We start from the raw sequence: 21,296 nt of genomic DNA, 5'->3' as shown, positions 1-21,296 counted from the left end.
TCACCGGCGTCCCAGGTTTCGGAGGACGGGCCTTCGTCCGCCCGCGCGAGGTGGTGGTGCGGGCGGACGATTCCATGGGCGCGTCGACACGCGGTTTGTGTGGGACAACCGAGCGCCTGGCCGCCGTTGTGAGGAGGTTCATGGATCCACCCTGTTCGGGCAGGCTGAATCCCGTCTCAACGTCGGTCCAACGCCGCCGTCAGGGTGTCGGTACCGCGTCGTCGGGCCGGGGGATCTCATCGAGTCGGGCGTCGATCTGGATGGTGAGCAGAGCCATGCCTCGGGGGTCGGCAAGGCCGCGTGCCTCCAGCAGGAGCTCGCGGGCACGCCGGGTGTCGCCGATCTTGACGCAGGTTCGGGCCAGGTCCAAGAGGGCGGGGACGAGTTCGATCAGAGTCTCGCTGCGGCGCAGGTGGCCGACGGCCTGCTCCAGCAGGGGCAGAGTGACGGCTTCGGGAGAGGTCAGTGCGACGGCCCGCCAGGCGCGTCCGATGGTCAAGGGGGTGTTCCAGCGCTGCGCGATGGCGAGTTCGGCCGCCGCGAGTTCGCGGGCGCGTTCGTGTTCGCCGATCTTGAGCAGTTCCATCGCGGCGGATGAGCGCCAGGCGATGTAGGCGGGGTTGTTCAGGCCCCAGGCGGCGTTGCGCCGGCCGCAGTCGAGGAAGTGTGCGGCGGCCTGGCGAGCCTGTCCGCGGGCCGAGCAGATCAGGGCGCGCACGTACTTCACGACCGTCCACTCCCATGCCTCGGGGTTCGCGTGTTCGGTCACACTGTCCAGCCACTGCTCGGCCTCGTCGACTCGGCCCAGGCCGAGCAGAGCATGGGCGTACTGGGCGACCAGCGCGGCGGGGCGCCGCGGGACCTGATCCAGCGGCAGGCCGGCCACCGGGGCGCACTCGTCCAGTGCCCTCTGGTAGTCGCCGCAGCGTATGAGGATCTCCGAAAGCAGGACGCGCCGGTAGATGTCGATGGTGCCGAAATATCGGTCATCGTTCTGGTCACTGAGCTGGGCGGCGAGGGTGAGGTCATCGGCCCACACGGCGATGTGGGTCAGGATGCCGACCACCTCCCGAGGCAGATTCCCCCACGCCCCGTCCTCGTTGCCCTCTGAGGGGAAGCGGGCCATCGCTTCCTGCGCGCTGCACCGGACGTTGAACGCGTCATCCCAGGTGAGGGCGGCGGCCGCGATGGGGTCGTGGGCGCCGGTGCCGGCCGTCTGCTCGGCACGCAGCCGCTGTACGTACGATGCCCAGCCTTCGTAGGTGAGCGCACCGACCATCCAGGCGGAGGCTCGGATGGCCTTCGCCGTCGTCGGGTACTGCCGCTCGGTCTCGGCGATCACTTCGTCCATGAGCGCGAGCGCGGCCTGGGCCTGGCGGTGCGAGGCCATGGTCCATGCGAGCGGGATCACTGCGGTGGGGGCCGTCTTCGCGGCCCGCTGCGTCTTGAGCGCCTCGTCGAGGTGGGCCAGTGACGCGGCCGGGTTCACCCACAGTTCCAGCTGCCCGAGCTTGACGAGGACGGTGTCGCGCTCCTCGGGGGCGGCGACCCGCAGGGCGGCCTGGAGGTGGCGCAGGGCTTCTTGAACCAGGTTGTCACGCAGGCACTCATCGGCGGCCTCCACCAGGACGGAGGTCCAGTGGGACCACTGCGGGCCGGCGAGGTCGTCCAGGTAGTGGGCGATCCGGCGGGCGCTGTGCCCGGAGAGTCGGGCGTGCTGGGCGGCCGCGACGCGAAAGCGCGTGGTCTCCTGCGGTGTGATGAGCCATCGCATGGCGTTGGCGACCACGGGGTGGCGGAACTGCGGGGGGTTGACCGAGGCCAGCATGCCGACCGTCACCATGCGCTCGAACTTGTCCCGGACAGACGCCACGGGCTCCTCGCACGCCGCGGCGATGACCTCAAGCGTCGGCCGGTCGTCGTGCAGCACGGCCAGAGCCCGCAGCAGCATCGCACGCTTGGCTTCGTAGTGCTCCAGTACCTGCGACAGCGCCCGCGTGAACCGGCCCTCCGGTGGAAACGCCGGAACGTTCTGCGGGTCGGGCAGATTCGACTGATCGGTGATCAGCGCGACGACGGTCAAGGGGATGCCCGCCGTAGCCTGGTGGATGCTCGTGGCGAGTTCCTCGGGGCGGTCCACGCCCGGACGGCCGGCCACGAGTTCGGTGATCGCGGACTCGTTGAGCTTGCCCAGGTGCAGGACCGCGGAGGCGGCCTTCTCCAGTGCGGCGTTCCACTGGACTGCCACCGGATCCCACGGCTGTTCCTCCAGAGCGAGCACCAGGAGGACCCGTGAGGTGCGCAAGTGCTGCGCCAGGATCTGGAGGAGCCGGAGCGACTGCTCGTCGACGAAGGTGACGTTGTCGACGAGCAGCACGAGTTGCTGGCCGGCAGCACTGCCGGCCAGGGATTGGAAGACCAGGTCCGCCAGTTCGTGGTTTGTTCTTCCGGCATGCAGGGTCTGGAGAGTTGCTCCGCCTTCGCCCGGACGCAGACCGAGGCTGCCGAGGATGTCGGCCAGCAGGCCGAGCGGTTCATTGTCTGCGGCGGTCGTCGGCGGGAGGTTGACCCGTCGTGTGCCGGGTATGCGGAATGCCGTTTCGTCGAGGAGCCGGGACTTGCCGTGTCCGTAGAGTCCGGAGACCGTGACCAGGCCGCCTTCGCCGGCCGCGGCACGTTCGGCCGACGCGAGGATGGTGGCCAGTTGCTCCTCACGGTCGGTCAGCGGGGGCTGGTCGGGGGAGGTCTTGCCAGGCGTGCTCGGAGTGGCGGTCGGCGCGGCTGCACTGACGGGGTCGGGGAGTGCTGTCAGGTCTGCCGCCGGAGCGCGGCCGGACAGGATCTGGCTGTGCAGAGTGCGCAGTTCGTGGCCCGGCTCGACGCCGAGCTCGTCCACGAGGAGCCGGCGGGTCCGGGCATAGACCTCCAGGGCGTCGGACTGACGCCCGCGAAGGTGCAGGGCGCGCATGAGCAGGGCGCGCGAGCGTTCGCGCAGCGGGTGTTCGGTGGTCAGCACCCGCAACTTGTCGATGACCGCGTCGCACCGGCCCAGGGTGAGGGCGACATCCAGGCTGTCTTCCAGGACGGCCAGGTGGCGTTCAGTCAGGGCCGTTTGCCACATGGCGGCGTAGGGGCCGGGTATGCCGGCCAGCGGTTCGCCGCTGTACAGCCGTAGCGCCCGGGCGTAGGCCTGTTCGGCGCCGGTGAAGTCGGATCGGTCGCGGGAGCGTTCGCCTTCGGCGACCAGGCGGTCGAACTCGCCCAGGTCGGTCTGCTCGCCGCCGATTTGCAGCTGATAGCCGCCGTGGCCGGACAACAGTACTGCGGGTGGGGTGCGCGGTTTGCGTTCGGGCTCGAGGACCCGGCGTAGTCCGGCCACGTGGGTCTGGATCACGCCGATGCCGCTGGCCGGGACGGATTCCTCGTACAAGGCGTCGAGGAGGCTCTGGGCCGACACCCACTGGCGGCGGCGGAAGACAAGCGCGCACAGCACCGCCTTGCGCTGCGGCGGCCCCAGGTGCAGCCGCTGGCCGCCGCGGTGCGCTTCGACTCCGCTGAGGAGCGTGAACCGAACCGCGTCGGGCGAGCACCGGGGTGCCTCGATGTGACCCACGGGTCCTCCGAACTTCGACATGTGTGTAGCGAAACTTCGTCAGCGTAGTGGTCGCGGTGATGATCTTGTGAAATTGCGCCGCCCCGGCCGAGGTCCAGGGGCGCGAACCGGGGGCGGGCTGTTGCCTGCGGTCGTCGTGCGACCGAGGCGTTCGGCGGGCATTCAGTCGGCGTTCAGTGGCGCGGGGAGAGTGTGATCACGGCTACGACGCACCGGTCATGAGGGGACGTCAGGCAAGCCGTGTGTGCATCGCTTTGCGTGACCGACGGCCAGGATCGCAGCCCTGTCGCCAGCCTCGCCCGTAGCGAGTGGCGGGGGCCTGTGATCGAGGACTCACCGGGCTCCCGGTAGTTCACCGGCGATCCGGAAGCGCTAGTCGAAGCGAATGCGGCCGGTCGAGTGTCCTCGTTGGGCACTGCCCATCAGGTGAATCAGCTGTCGGCGCTGCGAGCGGCAGGGAAGGAGCAGGCATGGCCCTCAGTGAGTGGGCGGGTACTTCGCGGAGTCCTTTGTCGGCATCGGTGAACGCGATGCTCGTCGCGACCGCGATGGGGCTTGCGGGCGTGATCATCGCGCCGGAAGTCGGCTCCGCGATCTTTTCTGTGCCGGATGATGCCGCCGCTTGCGTGGACGAACGTCGGCGAACACCGTCCCTGCGACTTCCAGGCGCGACATCGAAGCCCATTGACCAGGTGGCCGAGTCCGCTCGGATCTTCATCGACCGATCCCCAGAAAGGCAGTGACATGAACAGGACTGCGATCGTGCTGGTCCACGGCGCGTTCGCCGACGCTTCCAGTTGGGCTGGGGTCACGCGCATCCTGCAGGAGCGCGGCTATCCGGTGGTGGCCATCGCCAACCCATTGCGCGGGCTTCGCCATGACGCCCTCTATCTGCGGTGTCTGCTGACCAGCGTGCCGGGGCCGGTCGTCCTGGTCGGCCACTCCTATGGCGGCGCGGTGATCTCCGAGGCGGCCGCCGGCCTGGGCGACGTCACGGCGTTGGTGTTCGTCGCGGCGTTTGTTCCCGAGGAAGGGGAGAGTTGTTCGGACCTGGACGCGAGGTACGGCGGACCGGCCGCGAGGATCACCCAGCCGCTGCCGTTGCCGGTTCCGCCCGGCGAGATCCCCGGGTGCGACGGGCTGCCGAACATCGAACTGCTCATCGATCCAAGCCAGTTCGGCACCATGTTCGCGCCCGATGTCGACGCGGAGACCGCGAGCGGGCTGGCGGCATCTCAGCGGCCGGTGGCGCTGGCCGCCCTGACGGAGAAGGCGGGCCCGCCGGGCTGGAAGGCGGTGCGGTGCTATTTCGCCGTCGCCACGGGGGACCGGATGGTACCGGCGTGGGGGCAGCGGGAGATGGCGGCGCGGATCGGCGCCGTCTCGGTGGAGGTTGCGGCGGGCCACGCCGCGATGTTCGGGCGCAGTGAGGAGATCGCCCGCCTGATCACTGCGGCGGCCGAGGGCGACTGACTGCGGATGCCTGCGCGCGTCGTCGCACCGGGCGTGCGCAGGCCCCGCTTCGCGTCGCCGTCTCACGGCTGCCGCACGTGCCCGGCATCCAGGAGTCGGCACGGTCTTTCCGCCTGATGGAGGCTACTCATGCTCGTCCGTCCTGATCGTTGGCCACATGGTGGCCACCACGCGGTCGGCCAGGTCGCGGGGGGTCTTCTGGCCGGTGCGCAGGTAGTCACCGAAGTAGCTGCCCAGGCACAGGCTGACCAGCGTGTCGAGGTCGACGTCACGGCGCACCGCACCCTTGTCCTGGAGATGGCGCAGGGTCAGGAGCAGTTCCTCGCAGCGCGGTTTGTTGCCGTGCTCGATGAGATGCTCGAACAGGCCCGGTTCGCGCTCGGTCTCGCCCATGAAGTTGCCGATCAGAGCCATGGCGCGCTCATTGTTGGCCCGGGGGTCGAGGCGCCGGACGGCCTCGGTGAATGCCTCCAGGGGAGTCATCCGCTCCAGCTCCATCGGCGGGAAGGCGGCCTCCCGTTGCTGCAGGCCGTAGTGGAGCGCGTCCACGACCAGCTCGTACTTGTTCGGCCAGCGCCGGTAGAGGGTCGGGCGGGTGACGCCGGCGTCGGCGACGATGTCCCCGATCGTCATCCGCGAGTAGCCATCGGTGGCCAGGCGGTTGCGGGTGGCCTGGAGGATCGCCCCCTCGATCGCCGGGTCCCGTGGCCTGCCACCGGGGTGGGGTGTGCGCTCCTGCTCGGGCGCGGCCGCCTCCGTCCCCGCCTTGGGGCGCGGGCGGCGTGTGCGGCTCGCGGTCGTCTGGTCCTTGCTGCTCACGGCATGTCCCTTCCTGTCGGCATCAACACTAGCCAGTTTCGGGTCGCGCAGTAAGCAGTTTAGTTTCACTAATTGACTGTAACGAAACTTGTGGTGCATGGTTGTTCCACCGGGACAGCGCGCCACTGGGGCAGCAGATACAAGGCTGCCGCCCATCCCCATGCCGGGAGCGGAAGCAGACGCGGTCCGGCCATCCATTCGCGGCGTGCGCCGCATGAAACATGCAAGGAATCTCATGAGCACCGAGAAGCACACCGGTCGTGCCGCCGCAGTCGCCGCCACCGCGGCGGCGGTGGTCGCCTCCCTCACCTCCCTGTCGCCCGCCGTCGCGGAGGACCAGGGCACCTCGGCGCCCAAGCCCACCGTGGTGCTCGTCCACGGGGCGTTCGCCGACGCCTCAGGCTGGAACGACACCGCCGCCCAGCTGCGCCACCAGGGCTTCCCGGTCCAGGCGATCGCCAACCCGCTGCGCGGCCTGGACTACGACACCGCCTACCTGGAGGGTCTGCTCAAGGCCATCAAGGGCCCGAAGATCCTCGTCGGCCACTCCTACGGCGGCGCCGTCATCACCAACGCGGCAGCCGACATCCCCGACGTCAAGGCGCTGGTCTACGTCGCCGCCTTCGCACCTGACCAGGGCGAGACGCTTGGCGGGCTGCTGGAGAAGCACCCGGACGCGAGCGTGCCGCCGCTGCCGCAGCAGGTGTTCCAGTTCACCCGGCCCGACGGGATCACCGGCACCGAGGTCATGCTCGACCCTGCCAGGTTCGCCGACGCGTTCGCCGGTGACGTGCACGCGAAGACCGCGGCCCTCATGGCCGCCTCCCAGCGACCCATCGCCGCTGAGGCGTTCGGACAGCCGGCCGAGCACGCCGCGTGGAAGACGATCCCGTCCTGGGCCGTGGTCGCCACCAACGACCACGCCATCGCCCCGAGTCTGGAGCGCTTCATGGCCAAGCGCGCCGGCGCCCACGTCACCGAGGTCCGCAGCTCCCACGCCGTCATGGTCAGCCACCCCGCCGCGGTCACGGACGTGATCAAGCAGGCGTACCGCGCCACGCGCTGACCCTGTGACTCCGCGCGGCAGGACCGGCACCCCCGTAGCCGGGCCCGCCGCGCGGACCCGGCCCGCCCGGCCGCTACCCCCGAGCCACCGGGCGGGCCGTCCCCGGCCCGCTCAACCACCACGTGTCCCGCCCTATGAGCGGACTCACCACGATTTCGAGGAAAGCCATGAACCTGTTCGACCCCGTCCTGTGGTCCGGAAAGATCAACATCGACGGTTGGCACGACGCCGCCGGAGGCAAGACCGCCGTCATAAACCCCTCGACCGGAGAGACCCTGGAGCACATCGGCTCCGGCGACGCGAACGACATCGCCCGCGCCGCTTCCCGCGCCGCCGAGGTCCAGCGCGCCTGGGCCGCCATCTCGCACACCGAACGCGCCGCCATCCTGCGGCGCGCGGCCGAACTGTTCGCCGCCACCGCGCCCGAGATCCAGGACTGGCTGATCCGCGAGAGCGGCAGCACCCGCGCCCGGGCCGTCTTCGAGACCGACCAGGCCGAGCAGGAGTGCTACGAGGCCGCCGTGCTCTGCTCGCACCCGATCGGACAGGTCATGCCCTCCACGGAGCCGCGCCTGAGCATGACCCGCCGGATGCCCGCCGGCGTCGTCGGCGTCATCTCGCCCTTCAACGTGCCCCTCATCCTGGCGATTCGCTCCGTCGCCCCGGCCCTCGCGCTCGGCAACACCGTCGTCCTCAAGCCCGATCCCCGCACCGCCGTGTCCGGCGGCGTCATCATTATGCGGATCTTCGAAGAGGCAGGCCTGCCGCAGGGCGTCCTCACCATGGTCCCCGGCGACGGCGCCGCCGGCGCCGCGCTGGTCGACGACCCGCACGTGCGCGTCATCTCCTTCACCGGCTCCACCGGCGCCGGCCGCAAGGTCGGCGAAGCCGCCGCCCGCGGCGTCAAGCGCGCCCACCTCGAACTCGGCGGCAACAACGCGATGATCGTGCTCCCGGACGCCGACCTGGACCGCGCCGTGTCCACGGTCGCGTGGGGCTCCTTCTTCAACCAGGGCCAGGTCTGCATGGCCACCGGCCGCATCCTCGTCCACGCCGACATCGCCGAGGAGTTCACCGCCAGCCTCGCCGCGAAGGCCGAGCAGCTCACCGTCGGCGACCCCGCCGCCTCCGACGTCGACCTCGGCCCCCTCATCAACGCCCACCAGCGCGACCTCATCCACTCCCAGGTCACCGCCAGCATCGAAGCCGGCGCCCGCGTGCTGGCCGGCGGCACCTACGACAACCTCTTCTACCGCCCCACCGTCCTCGTCGACGTCCCCGACGACGCACCCGCCTACGCCGACGAGGTCTTCGGCCCCGTCGTCCCGATCCGCACCTTCACCACCGTGGACGAGGCCGCGCAGCTCGCCGCCGACGACCAGTACGGCCTCTCCCTCGCCATCCTCACCCGTGACGTCATGGCCGGCCTGGACCTGGCCGAGCGCATCCCGAGCGGCCTCGTGCACATCAACGACCAGACCATCAACGACGACGCCCTCATCCCCTTCGGCGGCGTCGGCTGGTCCGGCACCGGCGCCCGCTTCGGCGGCGAGGCCAACATCGAGGCCTTCACCGAGACCCGCTGGATCACCGTCCGCGCCCACCAGCCCGTCTACCCGATGTGACCTAGCCGTCCACGGGCCCACGTCGTCGCCCTGCAAGGCGCACGCCACCGCGGACCACAGGCCGGCCCCGCACCGACCGCGGTGCCGGGCCGGCCCCACCCCGCCCTCCCGCAGCCACCGAAAGAGCACCCCCGCGATGTCCGACCTGACCTTCCTCGCCATCTCCGGCAGCCTGCGCCGCACCTCCCACAACACCGGCCTGCTGCGCACCGTCCAGACCCTCGCCCCGGCCGACGTCACCATCGACCTCTACGACGGACTCGGCACCCTGCCCTACTTCGACCAGGACCTCGAAAGCGGCCCCGAACCCGCCGCGGTCGCCGACCTGCGCCGCCGCGTGCGGGAGGCCGACGGCGTCATCATCGCCACCCCCGAGTACAACTCCGCCATCCCCGGCGTCCTGATGAACGCCCTCGACTGGCTCTCCCGCCCCGCCGGCCAGCACGCGCTGCGCGGCAAGCCCACCGCCATCCTCGGCGCCTCCCCCTCCCAGTTCGGCACCGCCCGCGGCCAGCTCGTCCTGCGCCAGATCCTCCACCGCGTCCAGACCCCGGTGGTCTCCCACCCGGAGGTCACCGTCTTCCAGTCCCACCACCGCTTCGACGCAGACGGCAACTTCACCGGCGACGACATCACCGAGAGCCTGCTGCGCGCCCTGCTGGCCGAACTCGTCGTCCTGGCCGAGGTCAACGCCCCGGCCCACGCCTTCTGACAGCCCACCCGCGCCGCCCGCCGCACAGGCAGGCCGGCGTCCAGGGCCGAGACCACGAAGAAGGAGGACGGCGGTGACCAGGCCCAGCAGCAACCTCACGTTCCCGGGCTCCCAGGGAGCGCCACTGGCGGCGACCCTCGAACTGCCCGCGGGCACCCCGACGGCGTACGCGGTGTTCGCGCACTGCTTCACCTGCAGCAAGGACAGCCACGCCGCGGCCCGCATCTCCAAAGCCCTCACCGCGTACGGCCTCGCGGTGCTGCGCTTCGACTTCACCGGCCTCGGCCACTCCGGCGGCGACTTCGCCGACAGCACCTTCAGCTCCGACGTCGCCGATGTCGTCCGCGCCGCCGACCACCTCCGCGAGAACCACCGGGCCCCGTCCCTGCTCATCGGGCACTCGCTGGGCGGCGCCGCCGTGATCGCCGCCACCCACTGCATCCCCGAGGTGAGGGCGGTCGCGACGATCGGAACCCCGGCCGAACCCCGCCACGTGGTCCGCCAATTCGCACCCCAGCAGGCGGAGATCACCCGGCACGGCGAAGCGGACGTCGGCCTGGCGGGCCGGCTCTTCCGTATCCGCCGGCAGTTCATCGACGACCTCCTCGCCCAGCCCCAGGCCATGCGCATCCGCACCCTGAACGCGGCCCTGCTCGTCATGCACTCACCGATCGACCGGACCGTCAGCGTCGACAACGCACGGCAGATTTTCCAGACCGCCCGCCACCCCAAGTCCTACGTCACCCTGCCAGGGGCCGACCACCTGCTCAGTGAGCGTGCGGACGCTGAGTACATCGCCGCAGTCCTCGCCGCCTGGGCCACCCGCTACACCCGACCCGGTCCGGCCGCGTCCGCCAAGGCGTGACGGCGACCAGGTGACACCCCGCCACCCCGACGAACCCATGGAGACACCGTCATGACCGAACACGCCACCACCCCACCGGTGACCACTTTGTCCGCCGGCCTCGGAAGACTGGAGCGCGGACTCGTCGTCGTGGCCGAGAACGGAGTCCGGCCCTACGGCCAGTCGGTCAGAGCCGGCCGGCACCTCCTGGCCGCCGACGAGCCCCAACCCGACGGCCAGGACACCGGACCCGGCCCCTACGACCTGCTCCTCGCCGCCCTCGGCAGCTGCACCTCCATGACGGTGCGCATGTACGCCGACCGCAAAGGCTGGCCCCTCGACCAGGTGACCGTCTCCCTGCGCCACGAGCGTGTCCACGCCGCAGACCGCGCCGAGTGCGACAACGGCAACCCGGGCGCCCTCGTCTCCCGGATCACCCGGAGAATTCGCCTCGACGGCGACCTCGACGCCGACCAGCGCAGGCGCCTGATGGAGATCGCCGAGCACTGCCCCGTGCACCGAACCCTGACCGCCGGTGCGGTCATCAGCACCACCGAAGCCCCGGACCAGCCGTGACCGCCGAGCCCGCGGTGCCGGACTACACGGCGGACACCCGCGCCGCGCTCGCCGTCATCGCCGCGCACGGCAACAGCGGTCACCCGCCCACCAGCGCGGCACAGGCGCGGGCCGGTTCCGCCCTCACCGCGGTGATCGGACCGCCGCCACCCGTGGCCGAGGTGACGACCACCACGATGCCCGGGCCCGGCGGCCCGATCCCGTTGACGGTCTACCGGCCGGTCCTCGACACGGGGCCGCAGCCGGGGCTGGTGTACTTCCACGGCGGCGGGTTCGTCATCCACGGCGACCACAGCCACGACGGCTTCCTGCGAGCCCTGGCCACCGGCACCGGGCATGTGGTGGTGTCGGTCGACTACCGCCTCGCCCCCGAGCACCCGTTCCCGGCCGCCGTCGACGACGCGGAGGCCGCGGCCTGCTACGTCGCTGCCCACGCATCGCAGTTCGGCATCGATCCGGAGAAGCTGTCGGTCGCCGGGGACAGCGCGGGAGCCACCCTGGCCGCCGTCACGGCCCGGCTGACCCGCACCGGCGGAGCGGCCCTCGCCACTCAGGTGTTGATCGTCCCGCATACCCTGTACCCGCCACAGGCCGACACCGTGAGCCGCCGTCAATTCGACGACGGCCCCTACCTCACCACCGAGCTGCTCGCCTGGTTCGCCGACCAGTACGTGCCCGACCCGCAGGACCGCAGCGACCCCCGCGCCGCCCCGGCGCTGGCCCCGGACCTCACCGGCCTTCCCCCGGCACTCGTGGTGACCGCCGGACTCGACCCTCTGCGCGACGAGGGCGAGCAGTACGCCCAAGCCATGGCCACCGCCGGGGTTCCCGTCCGGCAGCGGCGCCTCGAAGGAGCCTTCCACCTCCTGTGGCTGGCCACGAAGACCAACCCGGCGGTCCAGGCCAACCTCATCGGCCTCGTCGCCGAGCACCTCAATAACCCACAGCAGCAGAGACAAGGGAGGACAAGCACATGAAGGTCGAGATCTTCAGCGACATCGCCTGCCCGTGGTGCTACATCGGACAGGTCCGGTTCGAACGAGCCCTGGAGGAGTTCCCGGGCAAGGCCGATGTCGAAGTGTCCTACCGCCCCTACCAGCTCAACCCGGACATGCCGTACGAGCCGCAGCCGCTCCTCGACTACTACCTCGCCCGTGGCGGCGCCGCCTTCCGCGACGATCACGCGCAGACCGCCGACGTGGCCACCGAGGAAGGGCTCCACTTCGACCTGGAGCGGGCACTCGCGGTCAACACCCTGCCCGCACACCGACTCGTGTGGCTCGCCGAACGCGACTACGACGCGAGCGTCCAGCACGTGGTCAAGCACGCGCTCATGCGAACCTACCTCGCAGACGGCGGCAATGTGGCCGACCTGGACACCCTCGTCGCACTCGCCCAGCAGGCGGGGATGGACCCCGACAAGGTGAGGTCCGCCCTCGCCGGCGACACCGGCACCGAAGAGGTCAAGGCCGAGATGCGCCACGCGGACCGGATCGGCGTCCGGGCAGTGCCGTCCTTCGTGTTCGACGGCCGCCTCGCCGTGCGTGGTGCGCAGTCCACCGCCACCTTCCGCAAGGTTCTCGAAGACGTCGCGGCCCAGGGCACACCTCCCACTCCCGACACCGGCGCCTGCACGGCCGACGGCTGCGCGATCTGACCCAGCCGGCGCCCGAGCACCTCACCACCAAGCCCCCGCAGGGCCTTGGCCTGCTCCGCGCGAACCTCCCCGGGGTAGCGCCCCGTCTTCCCCGCCGCCCCGGGGTCCGCCCAACCGCCCAAACGCCCCGGCTCGGCCGACCGGGACCCCCACCAGGAGATGCAGCCTCATGACCGACAACCTCAAACGCCTGGCCGACGAATCCGTCGCGATCTGGCTGGACGACCTGTCCCGCGCCCGCATCACCTCCGGCAACCTCGCCGACCTCGTGCACCGCCGCCACGTCACGGGTGTCACCACCAACCCGTCCATCTTCCAGACGGCCATCGCCCACGGCGACCAATACGACAACGAGCTCGCCGAACTCGCCGCCCTCAACCTCGATGTCACCGCCGAAGAGGCCATCCGCCTTGTCACCACGGCGGATGTCCGCGACGCCGCCGACATCCTTCGCCCCGTCTTCGACACCACCGGCGGCCGCGACGGCCACGTCTCCATCGAGGTCGACCCGCGCCTGGCCCACAACGCCCGGGCCACCATCGCCGAAGCCAGGCAACTGGCCCACCTCGTGGCGCGCCCGAACGTCCTCATCAAGATCCCGGCCACCAAGGCGGGCCTGCCCGCGATCACCGAGGTGATCGCATCCGGCATCAGCGTCAACGTCACCCTGATCTTCTCCATCAGCCGTTACCGCGAGGTCCTGAACGCCTACTGCGCCGGTATCGAGAAGGCCAGGGCCGCCGGCCTGAACGTGTCCGGGATCCACTCGGTGGCATCGTTCTTCGTCTCCCGTATGGACACCGAAGTCGACATGCGCCTGAAGGCCCTGGGCACCCCTGCCGCTCGACAGGCCCGAGGAAAGGCCGCCGTGGCCAATACGCGTCTCGCCTACCAGGCCTACCGGGAATTCGTCGCCGGCGAACGGTGGACGCAGCTGGAGAAGGCCGGCGCCAACCGGCAGCGACCCCTCTGGGCCTCCACCAGCGTCAAGGACCCCGCCTACAAGGACACCATGTACGTCGACGAACTCGTCGCACCGGGAATCGTCAACACCATGCGGGAGGACACCCTGCAGGCGGTCGCCGACCACGGACACATCACCGGCGACACCATCAGCGCCACCTACGAACAGGCCCGTGCCGACCTCGACACTCTCGGCCGGCTCGGCATCTCCTACGAAGACGTCGTCCAACTCCTCGAAGACGAAGGCGTCGAGAAGTTCGCCCGGTCCTGGAACGACCTGCTCGACTCCACCACCGCCGCACTCATACGCCTCACCACCGCCGGCACCCGCCAGGCAGGAGGCCACCGTGACTGAGTGGCAGCACGTGTCCACGGCCGCCCAACTCGCCGCCGCCATCCACGAATGCGCACCGGCCATCCACGTCGACACCGTGATCTGCGGCATGCCGATGCTCACACTGCCACCTGGCACCCGGCTGCGCGGCGGCACCATCGAGTTCGGCGCCAAGGGCGTACGCCTGACCCAGGGCAACACCCTGGAAGACGTGACGATCCGCACCCCCGAGCACGAGACGGCCATCCTCAACGACACCACGGTTACCACCCTCGGCACCCTCACACTGCGACGCGTGCGCACCAGCGGACAGGTACTGCTCCTCGCCCGCGACGCCGTCCGCTCCGGCCACGTTCACGTCGAAGACCTGACCGTCGAGGCCGCCGACCTGCGCGGCCGAACCGACAGCCCGCACGGCTTCGGCGTCGACACCCTCCAAGGGGCGTTCACCCTCTGGAACCAGCAACCCGACCCTGGCACCGAGATCACCGCCGAACTGCTCGACATCAGCGCCGGCAGCGCCACTCACCCGGTCCGCGGCAGCGGCATCTTCCTCGGCGGACACGCCGACCAGGACGCCGCCGTCCCCGGCGGCACCACCCGAGTCACGACCCTGCGCACCGGGCAGATCCACACCGACGGCGGCATCCGGCCCGGCACGCCCGACCTGATCAGCGGCGCCGTCTTCCTCTCCTTCGGCGCCGTGGTCGACGAGGTGCTCAACACCGGCACCATCACCACCCACGGCGCCAACGACATGGCACTCGACAACTGGGGACGGGCACGGTCCTGGACCGCCACCGCCACGATCACCACCTACGGGCCGAGCGGCATCGGCTTCGTAAACTTCGGTGACCTGGACCGGCTCGACGTCCGGGCCCCGATCACCACCCACGGCACCGGCGCACGTGGCTTCAACTTCTACGACGGCACTCTGCGGCACGCCTCCTTCGACAGCATCGCCACCACCGGCGATGGAGCCATCGGCATCCAGGTCAGCCGCGACCTGCCGCAGCTGGACGTCCGCGGCGACCTGACGACCTCGGGTGGCACCGGCACCAGCCTTGTGCGCGGCGAACAGGTCCAGCTCCAGGCCACCGCCCTCAGCATCAAGCAAGGCGGACGGATCGGCCGCGTCACGGTCGGCGGACGGATCGCAACCTCCGGCGATGACCTCACCACGGTGACGGTCGACGGCGAGTTGGACGCCATCAGGGCCGGCGGCGGCATCCGAGCAACGGGCCGCCGCGCGGACGCCGTCCACACGCGCGGCGAGGGCACGGAGCTGGCCGATGTCGTGCTCACCGCAGCCGACGGAAGGGCAATGGTCTGCGACCTCGGACGAGGGCGTTCCTAGTCCGATCGGGGCGAACCGCAGCGACTTCGCCGCAGACAGAATCCCACCCGCACCAACCGACCGGACCACCGGTCGCCGACCGGTCCGCTTCAGCAGGGCCTGGCATCCCGTCACCGAAGCTGGCTCGAAGGCCATTTCCGCGTAGCTCGGTATCGGAGCTACGCCTCACCGGACCCACCACGCAGGGAGACCTGACCATGGCACGTCCCGTTCTCGCCGCAGTCGACGGCTCGTTCCGCAGCCGCTCCGCAGCACTCTGGGCGGCGGATGAGGCCGTCAGACGAGGCACGCCGTTGCGGCTGATTCACGTCGGGCCCGCGCTCGACAAAGCTCCAGAGGCCAAGGACGAGCAGACCACCCCCCACGCCGCAGTCCAGCGCATGCTGGCCGAGCTGACCGTCTTCGCCCACGGTCGTCACCCGGACCTGGACATCAAATCCGCCCTGATCCCCGGTGAAGCCGTCGCCGACGAACTCGCCACCGCCGCGGCGGAGGGCGACCTGCTGGTTCTCGGCACCCGTGGACTCGGTGGCTTCCGCGGACTGCTCGTCGGCTCGGTCGGCCTCGGGACCGTGGCACGCACGGAGATCCCGACGATCCTGATCCGCGCGGAAGAGACGGACGAGGTCGTCTGGCCGGACAGCACGCCCGTGCGCGAGATCGTCGTCGGACTCGACACCCACACCCCGGCTGACGCCGTACTCGAATTCGCCTTCCGCGAGGCCGCGCTGACCGGTGCCCGACTACGGGTCCTGCACGGTTGGGACCTGCCGTCGAGCTACGGCTACGCGGGCTGGCTACCTCCGGAGACCGAGCTGCTGAAGGAGTTCGGCGCCCTGGAGACCGAGCTGCTGGGCAATGCCGTCGCCGACTGGCGGGAGCGGTTCCCCGAGATCGACGTCACCGAGGACATTCAGACCGGCGGAGCGGCCCACACTCTGATCACCGCTTCCGCCCACGCCTCACTCCTGGTCATCGGGCGACGCGCCCGCCGGACCCGGCTGGGCCTGCACATCGGCCCCGTGGCCCACGCCGTGATTCACCACTCGAAGGTCCCCACCGCCGTCATCCCACACCCCTGAACCCCGCCCGCACACGCAACGCGAGGTCGGCTCCACCTACATGTCCAACGCAGCATCCCGCAACCCCCTTGCCAGTCGTCCCCTCCGCACGGAGGCGGTTGGCGGGGCCACCCGTGTCCCCAGGAGTCGAGATACGACATGCCTGACCAGCCTTTATCCAGCCGCCTGCCGTCATTGACGGGACTGAGGTTCGTCCTCGCCATTGCCGTGGTCTGGTACCACGTGACATACGTGTCGGGATTTTTCAGCGGCTCCCTGCAGAAGGCACTCGGCGCGGGCGAGCCTCTCGCCACCGGCGCAGTGAGCGGCTTCTTCGTTCTGTCCGGATTCCTGCTGACGTGGGTCCACCGGCCCGGCGAACGGGCACGGGCGTTCTGGCGTCGCCGGTGGTGGAAGATCATCCCCAACCACCTGCTCGGATGGGGCGCGACCGCCGCGTTCTTCGCTCTCACCTCAGCGCCGGTACCGATGACCGTGCCACCGTCGCACGGGCCGGGCACGGCCGTGGCGAACCTGCTCCTCATCCAGGACTGGGTACCGGACGCCGACCTCTACACCGGCTTCAACACCCCCGCCTGGTCGATCTCGTGCGAAGCGTTCTTCTACGCACTCTTCCCGGTCCTCATCGTTGCCGCCCGGAGGATCCCGGTGCGTCAGCTGCAGATCGTGTGGCCGCTCCTGGCAGCGGCGATCCTGGTGATGCCACTGGCGTCCACGCTCGTCCCCGGGCCCGTGCTGTTCGACTGGCTTCCGGTCAACGAGAACAGCCTGTGGTTCATCTACGTCTTCCCACCCGTGAGGCTGCTGGAATTTCTCCTCGGCATCCTCACCGCCCGCATGATCCAGACGGGCACCTGGCGGAACATCGGTCGGCTACCGATCGGCACCTTCCTCGTGGCCTTCTTCGCAGCCCTCCCGTTCCTGCCCGCGCAGTACGCGCTGGCCACGGCGACGGCACCCGCCATGGCCGCTGTCATCGCCAGGATTGCCCAGGCCGACCTCGCCGGCCGCGCCGGCCGCCTGCCCAGTCCGACGCTGCTCGCCCTGGGCGAGGCGTCCTATGCGCTGTACATCACCCACTGGCCCCTGATGATGACCGTCCGCCACCTCATCGGCATCCGACCAGGCCTTCCGCCATGGGTGGGCTTCGCCATCGCCCTGTCCCTGATCGCCGCGGCCGTGACGATGTCGCTGGCCGTCTACCGGTACGTCGAGAGACCCCTCGTGCGTCGCTTCGCCTCGTAGGCTTTCGCGGCCAGTGGCACCGACCCAGCTCTACAGCAAAGCGGCGGCATAGGCCTCCAGCTCGGCGCTTCGAAGGCGTCCGCGGTTGATGGTCGGACGAGCCGGTCACGGTCCGCGACGTTCGTCATCGCTGCCTTTCGCCGGGCGCGCAGTGCACACCGCGCCCCTTCACCTTCTCCACCACAGTTCGCGATTGGCCTGGTACCCCCGCGAGCGGCCGCGCCCGTGGTCAGAAGAGCACGTCCTGTCGCGGGGCGGTGAGGGTGGCGCGGGTCGGGTTGAATACGCCGAGGAGCATGAACGTCCTGGGGCGGGCGGCGACCCGCCCCCACCACGCCCGCACCCTCGGCGAGCCCGATCCGGCCCGGGATCTTTGACGACACCCCGGTCCACGGGCGCCGGCTCGGCGCCCGGCCCGCTGCCATCCGAGCCCTGGTCCAGGAGGGGCCACCCGCCGCCCAGGCGTCGGGCTTCACCCCATGTGCCGGGACAGGTTAGGTCTGCGCAAGTGCGCCGGGGGCGGGAATCGGCTGCGTGTGCTGTCAGGATCCGAGGATTCCGCCGATCAGCTCTCCCAGGAGCCGGGCGGCGATCCGCGCACATTTCACCCTGCGGTGTTCGCGCGCAAGGCGGCGTCGCCGCACGGGCGCTGGGCGGCGGACTCGCGGGCGTCCGGTTCGGTGCGCGATCCTGGCTCGTACTGCTCTGTTCATCGTGTCCGGCCCTTCCACCATGGCCGCCGGCGGCGGCGAGGACTGAACTGTGCCCGGTGATAGGCATCGTCGCGTGTGCATCTGCCGGAGCTCGGTTACACGTGACTCTCGGTCTTCTGCTTGAGGCGTTCATAGGGGGTCTGGCCGCCGAGAGCGCCGTGTGGGCGGTGGAAGTTGTAGTAGTCCTCCCATTCTCGGAGCTTCTCGTTGAGGGCGCCGGTGTCGTCGATGACGACACCGGCGAGCATGCGGTAGAACTCCTCGGCGTCGATGCGGTGTGAGCGTTCGACCTTGCCGTTGAGGTGCGGGGAGGCCGGCTTGATGTAGGTGTGGGCGATGCCCTTGTCGAGCACGTGCCAGTGGAAGGCGGACTGGAACTCGGCGCCGTTGTCGGTCTGGATGACCTCGACGCGGAACGGCAGCCGCTCCAGGACGTAGTCCAGAAACTGGACGGCGGTCTTCTGGTCGCACCGCGGGTAGATCCGCAGAACGCGCAGACGGGTGCAGTCGTCGATCGCGGTGAACTGGTAGTACTTGGCCCGGCGGCGGACCTTGGGGGCCTTGCCGGTGACCGGGACAGGTTCCGGTGATGCCGTCTGCGTCGGGACGCCGATCGGCTCGATGAACTTGACGTCGATCTGGACCCGGTTGCCGGGCAGCTGCTTCTCGTACCGCGTGTGACGCTGGTCGTGGCGCTTGTAGCGCTGGGACGCCGGCAGGCGGTTCAGGCCCAGCCGCTTGAGGATGCGGTAGACGGCGGAGCAGGCGATGTCGATGTCGTGGTACCGCTTGAGGTACATCTGGATCTTCATCGGACCGAAGTGGTAGTTCTGCCGCAGATAGACGATCTTGTTCACGATGTCGGCGTCGGTGGCGTTCGGGCTGTGGTGCGGCGCGCTGGAGCGGTCGCGCAGGCCCTCGATGCCTTCCTCCTGGTAGCGCCGCTGCCATTTGTAGAAGCAGTTGCGGCTGATTCCGTAGTACCGGCAGGTCAGCGAGACGTTCCCGGTGACTTCCTCGGCGTGTCTCAGGACCGCCAGGCGCCGCTGGGCCTGGCGGTCCTGCTGCTGTTGCGGCGAAGGGGGCATGGCAATCTCCGTCATGGTCGGAGACCCATGTGTAACCAACGTCCGGCAGTTTTGTACCACACCGCTCGGCTTCTTGCTTGGTGCAGATATTTCTGCGCGTGCCGCTGAGGAGCAGGCTCTGTCCGACATGCCCGACATCCGCAACCAGTAGCCGCCCTTGACCCGGCAGATGACGGCCCTGGTGAGTAGCACAAACGCAGGTCTGGACGCCGAGGGCCCGGTCACTGCTCGGCGTCTTCGCCGCCCCGGTCAGTCAGGGGCTCTGGTGTGCGGGGCCGTGAAAGCTCCGGCGCGGCGGGCTCAGGGGCGGGTTCAGCTGGACCGGGTGGGGCCAACGGTTCGGGGGGTGGCTGCGGCGAGCCGGGCGGCGTGGGCGAGTCCGGTGGCGTGGGCGGGTCGGGTGGCACCGGGGGTTCGACCGGCTAGGGCGGGGCGGGCGGCTCCACCGGTTGGGGCGGGGCGGGCGGTTGCGGCGGTTCGGGCGGCGGAACCGGGATGACGTCGGGGTCGGATGGAACGGGCACGGTGCCCATGGTCGTCACCTCTTAACGGCCCAAGGCGTGTTCGAGCTGCTTCTTGTTCATCTTCGAGCGGCCGTGGATGCCTCGCTGCTTGGCTTCGTTGTACAGCTGCTCCTTCGTGGGGCCCGTGGAGCCGCTGTACGAGTGCAGCCCGCCGCGCCGGGCGGAGGACATGTCCTTGACCGAGCTGCGGCTGGCGGTCTTCGACTCGCCGTGCCGGGCGCGTTCCTTGTTCACCGTGCGGGCGGCGATCTCCTCGGCGCGCTTGTTGCTCTCACCGCGCTCCAGTGCGCTTCCTTGATGTGCTCGTACTGCCGCTCCCGCTTCGGGCTTGAACCGCGAGGCATGGTCACACACTCCTGTCCGATCGCTGCGGGGCGCCTGCTTCCCGCATCTGTGAGAGGAATCCGAGGTGCTGGCGGCGAGCCGACCGGCTTGCGCCCGTGCGGCCGCGTGTCCGCAGGACCAGTGACGGGCTCGCGCGGCCTGCTGCTGCCGACCGCGTCCGCGGCCCGGGCGCGGCGCTGCTGCAGGCGTTCCGCAGCCGGATCTCGTGCAGGCGCTCGCCGCGTGCGGACCTGACGGCCACTTCGCTGGTGTGGGGCAGCTGGCGCGCCAGGGCGGCCCGGACGGCGTCACGGGGTCGAGGCAGACGACCTTGGTGGCGTTGCGGAGATCGTCGGGGCCGATTTCGGTGAAGGTGGCGAACTACCGTGCGGGAGGGTCCCGCGTCCGCTCCGGCCTCGGTGATCACGACGGTGGGGGAAGCAGGTTCCACAGGTTCCATGGTGCTCCGGGTTTCCCGGATTCGGCGTGGCAAACAGACGGGGGGCGGGTGCTGGGCCGTAGCGTCGGAGCGCGGGTCCAGCGTGAGGAGGTGGTGTGGTTGATGCCGGCGGCGGAACTGTTCGACGTTGATGGCACGCAGCTCGACACCGGCGCCGACAAGGCGGTCGGACGGACCGAGGAGCTCGCGTGGGTCGGCCACGCCGCGCCGCGGGCCCGCATCCGCAAGGCGATCGGCACAAGCGGCGGTCGGCTCCTGGACCACCACCTTCTGGGTGGGACCGCGATCACGCTGAGAACGCTGGCCTGTTCGTCTGCCTCGGCGACAGCGCGCGCGGTGGCCTGGCCGGGTTCGCGGCCGGCGGCCGGTAGGTAGCGCCGAAGGTGGACGACAGCGGCAGCTACGCGGTCTCCGCGGAGTTCTACGACCTGCTGCAGGCCGAGACCGACCGGCGTCTGGCCGAGCGGCGTTTCACCGGGGCAGCCGGCCGCGCCCGGTACGCGATCGTGGATGTCGGGGCGGGCACCGGCATCGTCACCGAAGTCCTGCTGCGGGCTTCCAGCGTGCCTGTTCACGCCGTCGAACCGGCCCCGGCCATGCGCGCCGCCCTGCTGTCCCGTCTGGCCCACCTCGGCGCGGACCAGCGCGCCCGGGTCACCGTGCATCCCGACCCCCTCGCACAGGCGGGTCTGGCCGCTGTGGCGGATGTGGCGGTCGCCTCGAACGTGATCGCCAGCTTGGACCCCGCCACCAGACGCGCCGTCTGGAAGGCGATCTCAACAGCCCTGGTGCCCGGGGGCCTGCTCCTGTTCGACCCGCCC

General features: G+C 70.2%; 17 protein-coding genes and 2 pseudogenes. 15 read left to right on the top strand and 4 right to left on the bottom strand.

The genetic code is table 11. From position 1 onward, the window contains the following. Positions 1 to 199: 199 nt before the first annotated feature. A complete protein-coding gene (locus tag ACFXPX_RS16230) occupies positions 200 to 3,613 on the bottom strand; it encodes a BTAD domain-containing putative transcriptional regulator (RefSeq protein ID WP_380641736.1) in 3,414 nt (1,137 codons plus the stop codon). Between the two features lie 470 nt (positions 3,614 to 4,083). Here ACFXPX_RS16230 and ACFXPX_RS16225 point away from each other — a divergent pair, with 470 nt between their 5' ends. Then, positions 4,084 to 4,356 carry a hypothetical protein gene (locus tag ACFXPX_RS16225; protein ID WP_380526032.1) on the top strand — a complete coding sequence of 91 codons (273 nt, stop codon included), beginning with the start codon at positions 4,084 to 4,086 and terminating at the stop codon, positions 4,354 to 4,356. Between the two features lies 1 nt (position 4,357). Then, the gene (locus tag ACFXPX_RS16220) at positions 4,358 to 5,086 is read left to right on the top strand and encodes an alpha/beta fold hydrolase (RefSeq protein ID WP_380526030.1); all 729 of its coding nucleotides are present in this window, start codon (positions 4,358 to 4,360) and stop codon (positions 5,084 to 5,086) included. A gap of 123 nt (positions 5,087 to 5,209) precedes the next feature. Here the strand turns inward: ACFXPX_RS16220 and ACFXPX_RS16215 are convergent, their stop codons facing one another. Then, entirely contained in the window at positions 5,210 to 5,905 is a 696-nt protein-coding gene (locus ACFXPX_RS16215) for a TetR/AcrR family transcriptional regulator (protein ID WP_380641733.1), read from the bottom strand. A 235-nt stretch (positions 5,906 to 6,140) separates the two neighbouring features. Between ACFXPX_RS16215 and ACFXPX_RS16210 the strand changes: the two genes are divergently transcribed. The 11 genes from ACFXPX_RS16210 (at position 6,141) to ACFXPX_RS16160 (ending at position 17,366) form a co-directional block, all read left to right on the top strand. Continuing rightward, entirely contained in the window at positions 6,141 to 6,971 is an 831-nt protein-coding gene (locus tag ACFXPX_RS16210) for an alpha/beta fold hydrolase (RefSeq protein WP_380526026.1), read from the top strand. A 167-nt stretch (positions 6,972 to 7,138) separates the two neighbouring features. Then, positions 7,139 to 8,596 (top strand): benzaldehyde dehydrogenase, encoded by a 1,458-nt coding sequence (locus ACFXPX_RS16205; RefSeq protein ID WP_380526024.1) that lies wholly within the window; start codon positions 7,139 to 7,141, stop codon positions 8,594 to 8,596. A gap of 136 nt (positions 8,597 to 8,732) precedes the next feature. Next, positions 8,733 to 9,308, top strand: coding sequence for an NADPH-dependent FMN reductase (locus ACFXPX_RS16200; RefSeq protein WP_380526022.1), 576 nt, complete (start codon positions 8,733 to 8,735; stop codon positions 9,306 to 9,308). 73 nt (positions 9,309 to 9,381) lie between these two features. Continuing rightward, positions 9,382 to 10,173, top strand: coding sequence for an alpha/beta hydrolase family protein (locus ACFXPX_RS16195; protein ID WP_380526021.1), 792 nt, complete (start codon positions 9,382 to 9,384; stop codon positions 10,171 to 10,173). A 51-nt stretch (positions 10,174 to 10,224) separates the two neighbouring features. Continuing rightward, positions 10,225 to 10,728: an OsmC family protein gene (locus tag ACFXPX_RS16190; protein ID WP_380526019.1), complete on the top strand. Its 504-nt coding sequence runs from the start codon at positions 10,225 to 10,227 to the stop codon at positions 10,726 to 10,728. Continuing rightward, positions 10,725 to 11,705, top strand: a complete 981-nt coding sequence (locus ACFXPX_RS16185; RefSeq protein WP_380526017.1) for an alpha/beta hydrolase — start codon at positions 10,725 to 10,727, stop codon at positions 11,703 to 11,705. Before ACFXPX_RS16190 ends, ACFXPX_RS16185 begins: the two co-directional genes overlap by 4 nt. Next, complete coding sequence (locus ACFXPX_RS16180; protein ID WP_380526016.1) at positions 11,702 to 12,385, top strand: DsbA family protein; 684 nt, start codon at positions 11,702 to 11,704, stop codon at positions 12,383 to 12,385. Before ACFXPX_RS16185 ends, ACFXPX_RS16180 begins: the two co-directional genes overlap by 4 nt. A gap of 169 nt (positions 12,386 to 12,554) precedes the next feature. Further along, positions 12,555 to 13,703: a transaldolase gene (gene tal / locus ACFXPX_RS16175; protein ID WP_380641730.1), complete on the top strand. Its 1,149-nt coding sequence runs from the start codon at positions 12,555 to 12,557 to the stop codon at positions 13,701 to 13,703. Then, positions 13,696 to 15,039, top strand: a complete 1,344-nt coding sequence (locus ACFXPX_RS16170; RefSeq protein ID WP_380526012.1) for a hypothetical protein — start codon at positions 13,696 to 13,698, stop codon at positions 15,037 to 15,039. The genes tal and ACFXPX_RS16170 overlap by 8 nt, the downstream gene beginning before the upstream one ends. 197 nt (positions 15,040 to 15,236) lie before the next feature. Next, positions 15,237 to 16,121 carry a universal stress protein gene (locus ACFXPX_RS16165; RefSeq protein WP_380526010.1) on the top strand — a complete coding sequence of 295 codons (885 nt, stop codon included), beginning with the start codon at positions 15,237 to 15,239 and terminating at the stop codon, positions 16,119 to 16,121. A gap of 138 nt (positions 16,122 to 16,259) precedes the next feature. Then, entirely contained in the window at positions 16,260 to 17,366 is a 1,107-nt protein-coding gene (locus ACFXPX_RS16160; RefSeq protein WP_380526008.1) for an acyltransferase family protein, read from the top strand. Positions 17,367 to 18,174: 808 nt separating this feature from the next. Here the strand turns inward: ACFXPX_RS16160 and ACFXPX_RS16155 are convergent. Both ACFXPX_RS16155 and ACFXPX_RS16150 read right to left on the bottom strand, forming a co-directional pair. After that, positions 18,175 to 19,167 carry an IS481 family transposase gene (locus tag ACFXPX_RS16155; RefSeq protein ID WP_380641727.1) on the bottom strand — a complete coding sequence of 331 codons (993 nt, stop codon included), beginning with the start codon at positions 19,165 to 19,167 and terminating at the stop codon, positions 18,175 to 18,177. Between the two features lie 545 nt (positions 19,168 to 19,712). Then, a pseudogene (locus ACFXPX_RS16150) lies at positions 19,713 to 20,035 on the bottom strand (plasmid stabilization protein). Positions 20,036 to 20,565: 530 nt separating this feature from the next. Between ACFXPX_RS16150 and ACFXPX_RS16145 the strand changes: the two are divergent. Both ACFXPX_RS16145 and ACFXPX_RS16140 read left to right on the top strand, forming a co-directional pair. Then, positions 20,566 to 20,850 carry a hypothetical protein gene (locus ACFXPX_RS16145; protein WP_380532038.1) on the top strand — a complete coding sequence of 95 codons (285 nt, stop codon included), beginning with the start codon at positions 20,566 to 20,568 and terminating at the stop codon, positions 20,848 to 20,850. 8 nt (positions 20,851 to 20,858) lie between these two features. Continuing rightward, positions 20,859 to 21,284: pseudogene (locus tag ACFXPX_RS16140) on the top strand (methyltransferase); the annotation flags it as partial. Between the last annotated feature and the right edge of the window lie 12 nt (positions 21,285 to 21,296).

This window comes from Kitasatospora sp. NPDC059146 (genome assembly GCF_042786665.1).
Lineage (GTDB): Bacteria > Actinomycetota > Actinomycetes > Streptomycetales > Streptomycetaceae > Kitasatospora.
This window is presented reverse-complemented; position numbering and strand designations above follow the sequence as displayed.

Coding starts and splice junctions, on each gene's coding strand:
- ACFXPX_RS16165 (WP_380526010.1), top strand. CDS start 15,237: ATGGCACGTCCCGTTCTCGCCGCAGTCGACGGCTCGTTCCGCAGCCGC.
- ACFXPX_RS16160 (WP_380526008.1), top strand. CDS start 16,260: ATGCCTGACCAGCCTTTATCCAGCCGCCTGCCGTCATTGACGGGACTG.
- ACFXPX_RS16190 (WP_380526019.1), top strand. CDS start 10,225: ATGACCGAACACGCCACCACCCCACCGGTGACCACTTTGTCCGCCGGC.
- ACFXPX_RS16200 (WP_380526022.1), top strand. CDS start 8,733: ATGTCCGACCTGACCTTCCTCGCCATCTCCGGCAGCCTGCGCCGCACC.
- ACFXPX_RS16155 (WP_380641727.1), bottom strand. CDS start 19,167: ATGCCCCCTTCGCCGCAACAGCAGCAGGACCGCCAGGCCCAGCGGCGC.
- tal (WP_380641730.1), top strand. CDS start 12,555: ATGACCGACAACCTCAAACGCCTGGCCGACGAATCCGTCGCGATCTGG.
- ACFXPX_RS16220 (WP_380526030.1), top strand. CDS start 4,358: ATGAACAGGACTGCGATCGTGCTGGTCCACGGCGCGTTCGCCGACGCT.
- ACFXPX_RS16205 (WP_380526024.1), top strand. CDS start 7,139: ATGAACCTGTTCGACCCCGTCCTGTGGTCCGGAAAGATCAACATCGAC.
- ACFXPX_RS16225 (WP_380526032.1), top strand. CDS start 4,084: ATGGCCCTCAGTGAGTGGGCGGGTACTTCGCGGAGTCCTTTGTCGGCA.
- ACFXPX_RS16180 (WP_380526016.1), top strand. CDS start 11,702: ATGAAGGTCGAGATCTTCAGCGACATCGCCTGCCCGTGGTGCTACATC.
- ACFXPX_RS16210 (WP_380526026.1), top strand. CDS start 6,141: ATGAGCACCGAGAAGCACACCGGTCGTGCCGCCGCAGTCGCCGCCACC.